The organism is Mageeibacillus indolicus UPII9-5, assembly GCF_000025225.2.
Taxonomy (GTDB): domain Bacteria; phylum Bacillota; class Clostridia; order Saccharofermentanales; family Fastidiosipilaceae; genus Mageeibacillus; species Mageeibacillus indolicus.
Genome location: NC_013895.2, coordinates 875,149 through 889,764, shown reverse-complemented (window position 1 = coordinate 889,764; position 14,616 = coordinate 875,149). Strand labels below are relative to the sequence as shown.

General features: G+C 42.5%; 12 protein-coding genes. 9 read left to right on the top strand and 3 right to left on the bottom strand.

What is annotated here, in order from left to right; genetic code table 11:
- Positions 1–47 precede the first annotated feature (47 nt).
- From ymfI to HMPREF0868_RS03980, 8 genes are all read left to right on the top strand, one after another.
- A complete protein-coding gene (gene ymfI / locus HMPREF0868_RS04015; RefSeq protein WP_012993422.1) occupies positions 48–869 on the top strand; it encodes an elongation factor P 5-aminopentanone reductase in 822 nt (273 codons plus the stop codon).
- Positions 870–2,012 carry a tRNA 2-thiouridine(34) synthase MnmA gene (gene mnmA, locus HMPREF0868_RS04010; RefSeq protein WP_012993421.1) on the top strand — a complete coding sequence of 381 codons (1,143 nt, stop codon included), beginning with the start codon at positions 870–872 and terminating at the stop codon, positions 2,010–2,012.
- A complete protein-coding gene (gene miaB / locus HMPREF0868_RS04005; RefSeq protein ID WP_012993420.1) occupies positions 1,984–3,441 on the top strand; it encodes a tRNA (N6-isopentenyl adenosine(37)-C2)-methylthiotransferase MiaB in 1,458 nt (485 codons plus the stop codon). Before mnmA ends, miaB begins: the two co-directional genes overlap by 29 nt.
- A complete protein-coding gene (mutS, locus tag HMPREF0868_RS04000) occupies positions 3,441–6,071 on the top strand; it encodes a DNA mismatch repair protein MutS (RefSeq protein WP_012993419.1) in 2,631 nt (876 codons plus the stop codon). Before miaB ends, mutS begins: the two co-directional genes overlap by 1 nt.
- A 14-nt stretch (positions 6,072–6,085) precedes the next feature.
- A complete protein-coding gene (gene mutL / locus HMPREF0868_RS03995) occupies positions 6,086–8,119 on the top strand; it encodes a DNA mismatch repair endonuclease MutL (RefSeq protein WP_012993418.1) in 2,034 nt (677 codons plus the stop codon).
- A 3-nt stretch (positions 8,120–8,122) separates the two neighbouring features.
- Complete coding sequence (gene miaA / locus HMPREF0868_RS03990; protein ID WP_012993417.1) at positions 8,123–9,094, top strand: tRNA (adenosine(37)-N6)-dimethylallyltransferase MiaA; 972 nt, start codon at positions 8,123–8,125, stop codon at positions 9,092–9,094.
- Between the two features lie 67 nt (positions 9,095–9,161).
- Positions 9,162–9,458, top strand: coding sequence for a hypothetical protein (locus tag HMPREF0868_RS03985; protein WP_012993416.1), 297 nt, complete (start codon positions 9,162–9,164; stop codon positions 9,456–9,458).
- Between the two features lie 123 nt (positions 9,459–9,581).
- Entirely contained in the window at positions 9,582–9,806 is a 225-nt protein-coding gene (locus HMPREF0868_RS03980) for a hypothetical protein (protein ID WP_034574102.1), read from the top strand.
- Positions 9,807–9,837: 31 nt separating this feature from the next.
- Here HMPREF0868_RS03980 and HMPREF0868_RS03975 read toward each other — a convergent pair whose 3' ends face one another.
- Positions 9,838–10,938 (bottom strand): tyrosine recombinase XerC, encoded by a 1,101-nt coding sequence (locus tag HMPREF0868_RS03975; RefSeq protein WP_012993415.1) that lies wholly within the window; start codon positions 10,936–10,938, stop codon positions 9,838–9,840.
- A gap of 101 nt (positions 10,939–11,039) precedes the next feature.
- On the opposite strand from HMPREF0868_RS03975, the gene asd reads away from it, so the two are divergent.
- Positions 11,040–12,125: an aspartate-semialdehyde dehydrogenase gene (asd, locus tag HMPREF0868_RS03970; protein ID WP_012993414.1), complete on the top strand. Its 1,086-nt coding sequence runs from the start codon at positions 11,040–11,042 to the stop codon at positions 12,123–12,125.
- Between the two features lie 131 nt (positions 12,126–12,256).
- On the opposite strand, the gene radC is transcribed toward asd, so the two are convergent.
- Both radC and asnS read right to left on the bottom strand, forming a co-directional pair.
- On the bottom strand, positions 12,257–12,976 hold the full coding sequence (gene radC / locus HMPREF0868_RS03965) for a RadC family protein (protein ID WP_012993413.1): 720 nt from the start codon (positions 12,974–12,976) through the stop codon (positions 12,257–12,259).
- A 204-nt stretch (positions 12,977–13,180) separates the two neighbouring features.
- Positions 13,181–14,575, bottom strand: a complete 1,395-nt coding sequence (gene asnS, locus HMPREF0868_RS03960; protein WP_012993411.1) for an asparagine--tRNA ligase — start codon at positions 14,573–14,575, stop codon at positions 13,181–13,183.
- Between the last annotated feature and the right edge of the window lie 41 nt (positions 14,576–14,616).

Genomic DNA, 14,616 nt, shown 5'->3' with positions numbered 1-14,616 from the left:
GTGCAGACTTGGCTAGTTTAATTTTTAAGTTGTTTCAGGAGTAAGTTATGAAGACATTAGATTTGACGGCAATTCAGTGGCATGTTACAGCAGACAGTAAGCCACAATTGATCAAATACAAGAGTTTATTACATAGATTAGCCTTAATTACGGGAGCTTCAGGCGGGATAGGAGCGGCGGCAGCAAGGAAAATTGCTTCCATGGGAGCTGATATCTGCTTGCAGGCCAATTCCAACCCAACGGCGGCAGAAAAACTGGCACATGAGTTGAAAAAAATTTATCCACTTCAGACTTTTACCGTTATTACAATTGATTTGGCGAAGCCGGAAGCGGGTAGTACATTAATTAAGCTTTGTCAGGATATTGCTGGGAATCCAGATATTTTTGTTAGCTGTGCTGGAACAGCCAATATAGCTCCACTTAATGATTTGACGGAGGAAACTTATTGTAAATTGCAATATTTGCATTTGCAAACACCGCTTTTTGCTTGTCAAGCCATGTTACCGCATTTATTGCAGCACAAATGGGGTAGAATTGTCATGGTATCGTCAATTTGGGGGATTACTGGAGCGTCCTGCGAAGTAGCTTATTCAGCACTCAAAGCCGGCGAAATCGGTTTGACCAAAGCTTTAGCTAAAGAATGGGGACCTTCTGGAATAACTGTAAATGCAGTAGCTCCGGGAGTTATTGACACGGCTATGAACAGTTCTCTTGAAACTGCGACTCGTCTTGAACTTATTGAACAGACACCGGTCGGACGCTTGGGAACCCCAGCTGATGTTGCAACTGCCATAGCCTTTCTCGTAGGCCGTGAGGCAGGATTTGTAACGGGCCAAGTATTGAGCCCTAACGGAGGATTTCTTATTTAAATGAGTAAGGGTAAAGTTTTGGTAGCTATGAGTGGTGGTGTGGACAGCTCGGTGGCTGCCAAGTTGTTGGTTGATCACGGATATGATGTGACCGGAGCTACGATGCAGATCTGGCAAAATGAACGCGAAGAGAATCATTGCGATCGCGGTTGCTGCTCACTTTCAGCGGTTGAAGACGCTCGTCGGGTCGCGGCCAAGATAGGAATACCGTATTATGTGCTTAATTTTAAGGATGATTTTCGCAAACAGGTTATAGCTCCATTTGTTGACGCATATTGGCAGGGCGAAACTCCTAATCCATGTATTTTGTGCAATCGCCATATAAAATTTGAAGAGTTTTTGCAAAAAGCACTTATGATGGGCTTTGACCATATTGCAACCGGGCATTATGGACGAGTAGTCTACAATCAAGCTACAGGTCGTTATGCTTTAGCTTTATCGGCTACAACAGCTAAGGATCAAACTTATGCTTTATATACTTTGACGCAGCAACAGCTTTCTCATCTTTTGCTACCATTGGGCGATTTGGTTAAAGAGAGAGTCAGAGAAATAGCCTTGGAAGCCGGCCTGCCGGTTGCCAATAAACGGGACAGTCAGGAAATATGCTTTGTTACAGACAACAACTATGCGCGTTTTGTTGAAGAGTTTAGTGCGCGGACTTCGCGTCCCGGCAATTTTATTTTGTCTGATGGCACAGTTTTGGGGCGTCATCGCGGGTTGATTCATTACACGATCGGCCAGCGCAAGGGTTTAGGTATAGCTTATAAGCATCCTCTTTTTGTCAAGGCTTTGCGTATGGATACAAATGAGGTTATTTTAGCTGCGGATGAAGATCTTTATGCAACAGCATTAATAGCTAATAATCCGGTTTGGAGCGCATGGCCTAAACTAAGTGAACCGTTAAGCGTAAAAGCAAAAATTAGGTACCGAGCCACCGCCGCTCCGGCGACATTGTATCCACTGGCTGATGATCAAGTAGGCTTGATTTTTGCAGAACCGCAGCGGGCAATCACCCCCGGTCAGGCTGTTGTATGCTATAAAGATGATTTGGTGTTGGGCGGAGCGACAATAATGCGCGGCGCAACTGACGATGAGATATTAAAAGGAGCTAAATGTGGCGACGATACAAATTACAGCGGCTGAGATAATCCGACAATTGCAAATATGCGCGGATATTCGTAAGTTGCTCGGTGAAAATAAGACCTACTTTATACAAACTTTCGGGTGTCAGCAGAATGACAATGACTCAGAAAAACTTGCTGGTTTACTCCAAAAGATGGGTTATACCCCCGCTGCGAATCGGGAATCTGCGGATATTGTTCTAATTAACACCTGCTCGGTGCGAGAAAATGCTTCCGACCGATTTTTTGGTAATTTAGGTATACTTAAGCCTTTGAAAAAATCCAATCCAGGTATGCTTATATGTACTTGCGGTTGTATGATGAAGCAAGAAGAAGTTGTGGAAAAGATTAAACGTAGCTATCCTTTTGTCGATGTTCTGCTTGCTCCGTCCGATTTATACCGTTTCCCAGAATTGTTATGGCGGCGACTTAACGGAACCAGACGGGTTTATGATATTACGGCTGATGACGTGGTTGCAGAAGGTATTCCGGTTTTGCACGAGCGAAAATATCGTGCTTTATGTACTATTATGTACGGCTGCAATAATTATTGTACTTACTGCATTGTTCCTTTTACCAGAGGGCGTGAGCGCAGTCGCCAGCCGGAAGAAATATTGCGGGAACTGCAGGAATTAGCGGCATCCGGCTATACCGAAGTAATGCTTTTGGGGCAGAATGTTAATTCTTATGGCCGTGACTTGGCTGATAAAATGAGCTTTGCTGAACTACTAGCTTTGGCGGCGGAGCATTCTGGCCTGCCGCGTATTCGTTACATGACTTCTCATCCGAAAGATCTTTCACCTGAGTTAATAGATGTTATGGCGGCATATCCGAATATTGAGCGTCACATACATTTGCCATTACAATCGGGGAGCGACGCAGTTTTGCGTAAGATGAATCGACACTACAATATTGCTAGATACATGTCAATTGTCGATTTAGCCAAACGAAAGATACCGGATTTATCTATAACTACTGATATTATTGTCGGTTTTCCCGGCGAAACTGAAGCAGATTTTGCCGAAACCTTGCGTATCGTTGGCGAAGTAGGTTATGACAGTGCGTTTACCTTCCAATATTCACCGCGACCGGGGACTCCGGCCGCCAAATGGACGAATCAAGTCCCGGCGGAAGTCGTTTCCGAGCGTTTTGATCGGTTGGTTACTTTGCAAAATCAAAATTCTTTGGCGGCTAATTTGCGTCGACTGAATCGTAGCGGCGAAGTTTTAATCGAAGGGATAAGTGACCATAATCCGGGCATGTTTACCGGCCGTTTCAGTGACAACCATTTAATTAACTTTGAGATTCCAGCAAATGAATTAGCGGCCTTATCCGGTCGGACGCTAAGCCCGATTGCTGCCGCCGGCATAGTTGAAGGGAAACTTGCTCAAGTTAAAGTAACCGAAGCCAAAACATTTTCTTTGCAAGGTGCTTGGGAGAGGTGGCTTTAATGGATACTCCTTTGCTGGACAAAATAGATTTGGCAACTCTGAGTCCGATGATGCAGCAGTATGTTGAAATGAAACGTTCTCATCCGGACTGTTTGCTGTTTTTTCGTTTGGGCGATTTTTACGAACTGTTTTTTGATGACGCGTTAATTGCGGCCAAACTTCTGGAACTTGCCTTGACCGGACGTGATTGCGGCCAGAAAGAGCGAGCACCCATGTGTGGGGTTCCGTTTCATGCGGTGGACAATTATGTTGCCAAAATTATCGCCAATGGCTTAAAAGTAGCCATCTGTGAGCAAATGGAAGACCCTGCCTTGGCCAAGGGATTAGTTAAGCGTGAAATAATAAGAATAGTTACGCCTGGTACTGTGACCGAGGGGGAAGCCCTAGAATCCGGTCGAAATAATTATCTTGTATCCGTCTATCAAAGCAAATCATATTATGGGCTTGCTTATATTGATATTACTACCTACGAACTACAAACGACGTCTTTTTTGCTCGGCAACTGTGCAGATCAGGTTGGCGATGAAATCAAGCGTCTTATGGCTGCCGAGGTAGTCGGAAACACTAAATTTTATGAATCTGAAGTCGCAGACGAATTGGTAAAAAAGGGAGTTTTGGTATCGGAATTGCCGGATGACGCTTTTGCAACCGATAAGTTTAAGGCTTTTTGGCCGGAAACCGATGCCGGAAAGGCCGATCTATGCGGCAAAGCTGTTAATGGTCTGCTTTGGTACTTAGCCAGCACACAGAATTATCCGGCCTCAGCCTTACAACCGGCTAAACTTTATCAAAGGCAAGACTTTTTATTCTTGGACAACGTTGCCAGACGCAATTTAGAACTTACTGAATCCATGGCATCCGGAAGTAAGCGCGGTTCTTTGCTGGGACTTTTAGACTGTGCGGAAACAGCTATGGGCAGTCGTATGCTTCGAAAACTATTGGAGCAACCTTTGCTTAACAAAGTCGAAATTGATGAACGACTGGCAGCAGTACAAGAATTAAAGGAAGGGTTTATCCTAAGGCAGGAACTGCGTGAAATTTTGCGCGGCATGCAGGATTTGGAACGACTGACGACAAAAATATTGAACTATACTGCCGGTCCGCGAGATCTTGGCAATCTGCGTTCAACTTTAGACAAACTGCCGGCTCTGCTTAATTTGGCGGAAAGATTTAAAAATCCACTCTTGAAAAGTTTGTTTACCGAAATCAATTGTTTCGACCATCTTCGTCTCGTTTTGGATAAAGCTCTGGTTGAACGTCCGCCGCTCTCGCCCAAGGAAGGCGGTATAATCAAAGATGGTTATAACGCAAGCTGTGATGAATTACGTCAGGCCTCAGCGAATGGTCGTTCTTGGATATTGCAGCTTGAACAACGGGAAAGAGACAGGTCAGGTATACGCAATTTAAAAATCGGCTATAACAGAGTATTCGGCTACTATATTGAAATAAGTAAAAGCAATCTTGAAAAAGTTCCGGCTGATTACCTCCGTAAGCAGACCTTGGCCAACGGAGAACGATATATAACTGATGAACTTAAAAGTTTGGAAGAAAAAGTTCTAGGTGCCCAGCAAAAATTATTGCAGCTTGAATATTCCTTGTTTACCGAATTGCGTGAAATGGCGGCTGACTTTGGCCATGATTTATTAGAAACAGCGGCGAATCTGGCTTATCTTGATTCTTTGGCAGCCTTGGCCGAGGCCGCGGACAAATATAATTTTGTCCGACCTGATATTTATGTTGACCGCAAATTGCATATAATAGCAGGACGCCATCCAGTGGTTGAGCAATTTGTTGAGAAAGGAAGGTTCGTTCCCAACGATTTGATTTTACCTGATGACAAATCATTACTTTTGCTCACTGGCCCCAATATGGCCGGGAAGTCTACATTTATGCGTCAAACTGCCTTAATTGTAATAATGGCGCAAATGGGAAGTTTTGTACCGGCAGCGAAGGCTGAAATAGGTATAGTCGACGCAATATACACTAGGATCGGTGCTTCGGACGACTTGACGGCAGGACAATCTACTTTTATGGTCGAAATGCATGAGGTGGCGACGATTCTTGCCAAAGCAACCAAACGTAGTTTGCTGATCATGGACGAAATTGGCCGTGGTACAAGCACTTATGATGGATTGGCAATAGCGTCGGCAGTTATTGAAACATTGACAGGCAAAGATGGAATTCAAGCGCGTACATTATTTTCTACACATTATCACGAATTGGTTGAGATGGAGGATATCCTGCCTAATGTTATAAATTATCATGTCGCTGTTGAACGTCGGGGTGAAGAAATAATTTTTCTACATCAAATCGAACGCGGTGGCTCGGATGATTCTTTCGGTATTGAAGTAGCACGCTTGGCCGGGGTGCCGAAAAATGTGGTTGAACGAGCAAATGAGTTGCTGAAGCTTTTGGAAAAGAATAATGCTGGTCGGACGAGGCTGAAGTTCCGCAAAGAGATACCTTTATCTGGGCAAATAGCCATTTTCAATTCACAGGGCAGCATTGATCCAGCTATGAAAGAGCTCGTAAAAGAATTGAAGAATTTAGACATACAGCAACTTTCTCCTTTAGACGCCTTTCATTTATTAAACGAATATATCGGCAAGGCCGCCAAAATTCAGCTTTGAAACGGGGTAAGAGTATGAATAAAATAAAAGTTTTGGACGTTCAAACAGCCAACAGCATTGCCGCCGGTGAAGTGGTTGAGCGTCCAGCTTCTGTGGTCAAGGAATTGTGTGAGAATGCTTTGGACGCGGGTGCCGGAAATATTAAAATAACAATAAAAAATGGCGGGAATTCGTATTTACAAGTTTTGGACGATGGCTGTGGAATGACTGGTGAAGACGCAAAATTGGCTTTTTTGCCACATGCAACCAGTAAACTTTCCGTTATATCGGACTTGGATAATCTAGACACAATGGGTTTTAGAGGCGAAGCCTTGGCATCGATTGCTGCTGTTGCTAAGGTTAACCTGATCACCAGAACGGCCGATGCTCCGAGTGCAGTAACTTTACAGGTTGACGGTGGAAAATGGTCTGAAATCACACCTGTAGGGGCTCCTATAGGTACATGTATAACTGTCGAAGATCTGTTTTTTAATACACCGGCTCGGTTTAAATTCTTGAAAAAAGATTCAACTGAATTAAATAAAATTATTGATATAGTTCAAAAATTAGCTTTAGCTCGACCTGATGTTTCTTTTTTATTGTCTACTCCGGAACGAATTTTACTGCATACGCCCGGAAATAATGATCTGCCTAGCGTGGTTTTTTCGTTATTCGGCAAACAGACAGCAAGTGAATTGATTGCTTTACCGGAATTGGATATGGCGGATAATTCACCCGTTAAGGTAAGTGGTTTGATTGGGCAACCTGGAGCGGCTCGCAGTTCGCGAGCAAGTCAACTAGTTTTTGTCAATAATCGTCCGGTGCATGATATCGCGGTGACTAAGGCGATTGATGAAGCCTATCGAGATCGGCTCATGAAAGGTAAATATCCAGTTGTTATAATAAAACTTAATTTGCCGCCATATTTAGTTGATATTAATGTTCATCCGCAAAAGTCAGAAGTGAGATTTTGGAATTCAGGTACAGTATTTAATTCTGTCTATCACACTATAAAATCTGCTTTAGCTGAAGATGTTCTTCCGCCAGGCGATTGGTCGGATCGAACTAAACCTGAGTCGGCCGGTAAGGAAAATAGGGGTGGAACAACTTTACCGGACTCTATCGATTCTTGTGTTGCCCAAAGGCCGGCAGCCAATTATCCGGTAAATAAATCATTTGAGAATGTGGCTCTTAATGAACCTTTTGCCGCAATCGACGCTGACGGAGACGGGCACGCAGCAACGCACGCGGCAACGCAAGGCCAAAATGAAGGTGAAGCGATGGGTGTTGGCTTGGGAAGCGATGCCGTTTGTGAAACTGTGGCCGGAAGGGAGTCCGAAACTGAGCTTAACCCCGAGGCTGGACGTAAGCTCGGAACTGAGCCTAAACCCGAGAGCGAAATAGCAATTGCTGACGTAAGTGCAAGAACGGGAGAGGGCGGCACAATCATAGGAGTCGATACCAAAGATGTTGCTTCCCGACTTCCTTTCTTGCCTTTGGTAGGCCAAGTATTCAACACATATATTATTTTGGCTGACCATGAAGAACTTTGGCTTGTCGATCAGCATGCCGCTCACGAAAAGGTTCTCTTTGAACGATTTATGCAACAGCTTAACGAGCGCGAGCTGCGTTTGCAGACATTGATACCCGTGCCGATCCGCCTGAATCTTGACGACAAACGTATGGCACTTAATTTTCGAAATGATCTAGCTGATTTAGGCTATGAATTTGATGAATTTGATGGAGAAAGCTTGATTTTACGCACTGTTCCAGCCTGCCTCCTCACCAATAACCCCACTGAAGCATTTGAAGCCGTGTTGGATTATTTACGTGACGAGGTTAAGCCCAATGATAAGACCTGGCCGGAACACCAGCTTTACGGATTTATAGCAACTGTAGCATGTAAAGCCGCAATTAAAGGTAATGACCCACTAACTGAAGACGAAATAAAAACACTGTTACAAGAGCTGGCCGCTTTGAAACAACCGTATAATTGTCCGCATGGCCGCCCGGTTATAATTCGCCTAAGCAAGCAAGAATTAGAAAAACGATTTAAACGGATAATATAAAATATGAGTATGAATGCTAACAATAAACGAGATGATTTTGCCATAATTATAACTGGCCCTACAGCATCTGGCAAATCAGATTTGGCAATGCAACTGGCAGATGAAATGAACGGCATTATTATTTGCTGTGACTCAATGCAAATATACCGAGGCATGGATATAGGTACAGCTAAACCTACGGCGGCAGACCGAGCTACTGTACCACATCGCCTATTTGATATCCGAGAACCTAATTCTATTTATAATGTAAGTGATTATGTCGATTTGGCAAGGCGTACAGCGGCAGAAGTTATTGCAATGGGGAAAATTCCTATATTTTGCGGCGGCACAGGTCAATATATCTCGGCTTTGGCGGAGGGATTACAATTTATATCAGTCCCCGCAGACCGTTCTTTGCGCTTGCATTTGGAGCAAGAGTATGAACGGTTGGGCGGGGAGGCGATGCTGCTTAAAATTGCCGAGTTTGACCAGCTTGCAGCTGCCAAATTAGCACCACGTGATCGAAAAAGGATTGTACGCGCTTTAGAAGTTTGGCAGCAGACCGGTTTGACGCCTACAGAAATAAATATTCGTTCACGTATAAATGGTCCTGAGCGTGAATATTTGGTTTTCGCCTGCAATTTACCCCGTCAATACTTGTATGAACGCATTAATCATAGGGTGGATTTGATGATAGCTGCCGGACTGGAAGCTGAAGCTAGGCAAATTAGGCAAACTTATCCTGAACCAGATGCTGCTTTTACTGTTGCTATCGGTTATAAAGAGTGGCTGCCATATTTCGATAGATCCGACGAAAATCAACCGGCGGATCGAGATAAAGTAGTCGACAAAATTCGACAAAATTCGCGTAATTACGCCAAACGTCAACTAAGCTTATTGCGTGGAAAATCCTATGTTTATTGGCTAAACGGCACTTCTACCGGTGAAAGAATAGAGGAAATCAAATTTATTTTACGAGGCCGAAAAACAGAATAATTTGCTGACAAATTTCTTACCCTCGGCTAAACTTATTATATAGCTGATACGAAAAGGAGAAATTGATATGCATTCATACAGTTATAGTTACGGTTACGGTAAATTAAGCCTCGAGTCAATTGACAAAAGCTTAAACAAAATTGCATTGAAAAACCGCCGAGCATACGAGCGGATAGAAAATGCGGCTAAATATGCATGTAAGAGCAAAATACAAGCGACTTTACGACTCACAGATCACCGGGAAGTGCACGGATACATTACCTCTATGGATAAATGGGCTTTATTGATATTAACTGGAAATCGACTAAAATTTATCGCTTTGAGCAATATTTCTGGGATAATTTTGTCGGCTGAATTTTATTAAATATTATAAAGAAACTCATCTGTTGTATTAATTAACAGGGGTTAATATGATATAATATTTAGCCATGATATCTGCAAAGCTTCTGCAAAGCTATTATTTCTGTATGCTGAAATGGAGGACAAAATGTCACTTTTACGCACCCGTTATCAAAATAAACGTTACCGTCTTAAGGGATATACTACAGCGTCACGCGTTGAAGACAAATATCGCAGGATGAGTAACAAGAATAAGGCAAGCCATGTTGTTACTATAATAATTGTGATTGCGGCCATCGTAGCGTTGTGGATATGGATACGACCTATATCATTATTGGCTGAAATTTTCAAAACTTTAGGATTTAGTTTCTAAAAATTGCTAAGTATTTACACATGCATCAAAGTCAGCAGCTACGTTCATCGGCTAACGGATTTTTTTCTACGGCATTATGTAGACTGTCGGCATCGAGATGCGTATATATTTCTGTTGTAGCTACTGAACTGTGCCCTAAAATTTGTTGTAACATTCTTATGTCTACGTGACCATATTTATACATAAGCGTTGCGGCGGTGTGCCGAAGCTTGTGTGGCGTATATTTATGCGGATCCAAACCGGCCAAAATTATATATTTTCTTACTAAAAGCTGAACTGCTGGATGAGATATGCGATTACCTTGCCGGCTTATGAACAGTGGCGTTTCAGCCTGCTTTTTCTCTGCTGAATTAAAACTGTTTTTTTGTTGTTTGCGCTCCGGCAAATAGGCATTCAAAGCTGCGATACAAGCTCCATTAAGATAAACTGTACGTTCTTTTCCACCTTTGCCGAGCACGCGCAAGGTGTCTTCGCCGATATCGCCCAAATTTATTCCACATAATTCGGCTAAACGTAATCCGCAGTTTAAAAACAGTGTAAGAATACAGTAGTCACGTTGGGAAAAATTGGAATTCGCTTGAGCAACGGTTTGCAGTAACTGCTTGCTTTCTTCAACTTCCAGATAACGTGGTTGCTTCTTCAGCTGTTTAGGACTTTCCAGTTCTGCGGCCGGATTTTCCTTGATTAAACGTGTTTTTGTATGATGATATTTAAAAAAGCTGCGTAAAGTAGCTATTTTACGACTGCGATTCGCTGTTGAAGCCTTTTTTTCGTTGGCCAACCAGCCTATAAAAGAATAAAGTATCTTTAAATCAATCTGATTTAAATCGGCTTCAGTAATGTCATCAAGCGGTATTGCCCGGAAATCGAGGTCATGCGGGACGCGCTTTTGTAAAATCTTATAATAACGAAAAAACAAAACTAAGTCATAATGGTATTCTTTTATCGTTAGAGCCGAGCGACCTTTGATACCGGAAAGATAAGCTAAAAAGTCCGTAAGGGCCGGGAAATCTACCTGTACAGTTGCATTTTTACAATCTTTCCGTTCAGCTGCTGTCTTACTCGATTGAATTGTCGGATTAGTTGGCAAACGTAGCTCGTCTGCCGATAAAATGCTGTTTGATTCTTTCAAAACGCTAACCCCTTAATATTAATGATATTAATCCATTACGCTTATAATATTATAGCTTTTTATGCTAGAATTGAGAAGTAAAGTTTAGCGGAGGTAAAATTATGAAAAAGTTTAAAGCAGGTATTATCGGGGCAACAGGCTATGTCGGGCAGCGTTTTGTGACATTACTTGACGGACATCCTTGGTTTGAACTATCGGCTTTATTTGCCTCGAAAAAATCAGCCGGATTAACTTACGAACAAGCTGTTAGCGGACGTTGGAAACTTTCTGAATCTATCCCAGAGATGTGTCGGGAATTAGTTGTGCATAATACAGCTGACATAGCCTCGATGGCAGATGAACTTGATTTGGTATTTTGTGCTGTTGATATGCCTAAAGATGAATTGATAAAACTGGAAGAGAATATTGCCAAATTAGAGTTGCCGGTTATTTCCAACAACTCGGCCAATCGTTGGCAGATGGACGTACCAATGCTTATCCCGGAGATAAACCCGCAGCATTCACGTTTGATTCAGGTTCAACGCCGCCGTTTGGGCACTAAACGGGGATTTATCGTATGTAAGCCAAATTGCTCTATCCAAACTTATGTGCCTGCTCTTACGCCTTTGCTGGAGTTTAGACCGCAACAACTTATGGTTTCGACATATCAAGCTATATCCGGGGCCGGCAAAACCTTCACTGATTGGCCTGAAATGAATAATAATTTAATTCCTTACATTCCAGGCGAAGAGGAAAAAAGTGAACGTGAGCCGCTAAAAATTTGGGGTAAACTGGCCCAAGATACGTCTGATCATATTATACCGGCTGAAAAACCTATTATTTCGGCTCAGTGTTATCGGGTAGCAGTGCAGGAAGGGCATACTGCTTCGGTTGCAGTCAAATTTGCAGAACGGCCATCGCTTGAACAAATCATTTCTGCTTGGGAAAATTATCATACGCCTATTAAGTCATATAATTTGCCATCCGCTCCGGTCAAGTTTTTAACTTATCACCAAGAAAATGATCGGCCACAGCCGCGTCTTGATAGTGGCTTATATGCCGGTATGGGAATAAGTTTAGGCAGATTACGTGAAGACAATATTATGGATTATAAATTCACTTGCTTATCTCATAACACTTTGCGAGGGGCCGCGGGCGGAGCCGTTCTTACCGCTGAATTGCTGATTTACTTGGGATATATAAGCTAATTCAAAAAAATTCTTCGTTAGGCTGATGACTGATTCCTCAAATTTCATAATGAATTCAAAAATTAGCACTGATGAGATTGGAAGAATAGTTTCTTAATGCACCTCTCACATAAACAAAATAATAATTTTGTTTATGTGAGAGGAAGGAAAATTTCCGGATGAACGGATCGCAGGCTAACATAATTATGCCCGGCTATTATAAGATGATCTACCAAAGGCAGACATAGTTCATTGCCTAGATTGCAATATTTTTGTGTAGCCACCAGATCCGCCTTAGACGGTTCAAGATTTCCACTGGGATGATTATGAGCCAAAATTATACTGGCAGAATTGCAAGCCAAAGCATAATGATAAATATCACGTGGAGTTAACATGCACTTATCTAGGCCTCCGGTTGCTAAGTGTTGAACTTTAATAACTCGATTGGCGGTGTTTAAAAATACTCCATAGATCTCCTCGTGGTCTAAATAGCTCATCTCTTGATATAAGTATTTAGCCACCAAATCCGGCCGATTTACTAAGGGTAACTTTTTAACCGGGTTCGCCGCCGCAATCCGCAGGCCCAATTCAATTGCCGCCATTATACGGCTTATTTTCACTTTACCGATGCCGGGGAAATTGCTTAGATAACGATAATTTAGCAAGGCATAATTATAAAAGCTTTCGTGTTCATTACACCTTACAGTAATACCGTTAATAATTCGACAACTTAAGTTCAACACATCGCAGTCAGGACTGCCGTTGCCCAATAAAAGCGCGAGTAATTCACTGTCATTAAGCACTTTGGCACCTTGCTCCAAACATTTTTCGAGTGGTCGATCTTTTTCTATTAAGTCTTTTAGCTTGTTCATCTCTCACCTTATAATTTATCCTAATTATATTTAAAATTTATTATTTAACCGGTAGTTAGTAGATTATGTTGGCCGGTCAATTTAATTATAAGTTGAGAAAAAAACTTCTTTAGCAACAATTTGGGACAAAAATCGTCAAAAACCACCAAAATGTAAAAACCCGGCATGCCAAACGGCGCCGGGTTTACTGAAACAGCCATAATTTTAAAATTCAGCCGAACCGGTTGTACGCGGGAATGGCAGTACATCGCGGATGTTAGAAATACCGGTTAAATACATGATCAGTCGCTCAAAGCCAAGGCCATAGCCAGCGTGACGAGTTGAACCGTATTTGCGTAGTTCAAGATACCACCAATATTCTTCTTGCGGCAAGTTGTTTTCAGCCAATCGTTTAGTCAAATAATCGAGCCGCTCTTCTCTTTGTGATCCACCTATAATCTCTCCGATACCTGGTACCAAGCAATCCACCGCGGCAACTGTTTTGTTGTCATCATTAAGCCTCATATAAAAAGCCTTAATTTCCTTAGGATAATCGGTGACAAAAACAGGTTTTTTAAACAGTTGCTCGGTCAAATAGCGTTCATGTTCAGTCTGCAGATCCACACCCCAATATACTGGGTATTTAAAATCCTGTTTAGCCTGTTTGAGCAATTCAATCGCATCTGTATATGTAACATGGGCAAAATCGGCTGTAGCCACATGTTCTAACCGATCCTTAATCCCCTTGTCAATAAATTTATTGAAAAATTCAATTTCATTCGGGCAGTTTTTTAGTATGTGAGTTATTATGTGCTGCAACATATCTTTGGCTACGCCCATCATGTCATTTAAGTCAGCGAAAGCAAGCTCCGGTTCAATCATCCAGAACTCGGCGGCATGACGCGGTGTATAAGAGTTTTCAGCACGGAAAGTAGGTCCAAATGTATATATATTCTTAAAAGCTTGAGCAAAAACTTCGCCGTTCAGTTGACCGCTAACCGTAAGATGAGTGTGCTTACCAAAAAAATCTTGAGTGTAATCAACTTCTCCCTGATCATTAAACGGAATATGTTTTTGATCTAAGGTTGTTACGGTGAACATTTCGCCAGCACCCTCACAGTCGCTGCCCGTAATCAACGGAGTATGGACATAGACAAAGTTGCGTTTGTGAAAAAAATCATGAATGGCAAAAGCTGCTTCCGAACGCACCCTAAAGGCGGCGTTAAACAAATTTGTTCGTGGGCGTAAATGTGCTATGGTACGCAAATATTCAACTGTATGACGTTTAGGCTGTAGCGGATAATCAGAAGGCGAAATGCCTTCTACCTCAACCGTATGAGCTTGCATTTCTACCGGACGATTTCCCTGAGGAGCGTTGACAATCTTACCGGTTACAATCAGCGCCGCTCCGTTACCAGCTTTTACCAGTTCAGAATAATTCGACAAATCTGTCGTAGCCACAACTTGTAACATTGGCAAACACGATCCGTCCGCCAAGTCGACAAAACAAAACTGTTTTTGGTCACGTATTGTCCTGCCCCACCCTGCAACCGTCACCTGTTGGCCAAGGTAGTCTGAAGGATTGGAAAAAATGTCTTTTATTGAAACTGTTTTTTGCATAAAAACCTCTTATCTCGGTTGCCGTTGTCGGATTAGTACTC

What these genes read in the sequence shown, in the direction of transcription:
- asd (WP_012993414.1), top strand. Translation starts at nt 11,040, where the DNA reads ATGAAAAAGTTTAAAGCAGGTATTATCGGGGCAACAGGCTATGTCGGG.
- miaA (WP_012993417.1), top strand. Translation starts at nt 8,123, where the DNA reads ATGAGTATGAATGCTAACAATAAACGAGATGATTTTGCCATAATTATA.
- HMPREF0868_RS03980 (WP_034574102.1), top strand. Translation starts at nt 9,582, where the DNA reads ATGTCACTTTTACGCACCCGTTATCAAAATAAACGTTACCGTCTTAAG.
- ymfI (WP_012993422.1), top strand. Translation starts at nt 48, where the DNA reads ATGAAGACATTAGATTTGACGGCAATTCAGTGGCATGTTACAGCAGAC.
- mutS (WP_012993419.1), top strand. Translation starts at nt 3,441, where the DNA reads ATGGATACTCCTTTGCTGGACAAAATAGATTTGGCAACTCTGAGTCCG.
- asnS (WP_012993411.1), bottom strand. Translation starts at nt 14,575, where the DNA reads ATGCAAAAAACAGTTTCAATAAAAGACATTTTTTCCAATCCTTCAGAC.
- HMPREF0868_RS03985 (WP_012993416.1), top strand. Translation starts at nt 9,162, where the DNA reads ATGCATTCATACAGTTATAGTTACGGTTACGGTAAATTAAGCCTCGAG.
- radC (WP_012993413.1), bottom strand. Translation starts at nt 12,976, where the DNA reads ATGAACAAGCTAAAAGACTTAATAGAAAAAGATCGACCACTCGAAAAA.
- mnmA (WP_012993421.1), top strand. Translation starts at nt 870, where the DNA reads ATGAGTAAGGGTAAAGTTTTGGTAGCTATGAGTGGTGGTGTGGACAGC.
- mutL (WP_012993418.1), top strand. Translation starts at nt 6,086, where the DNA reads ATGAATAAAATAAAAGTTTTGGACGTTCAAACAGCCAACAGCATTGCC.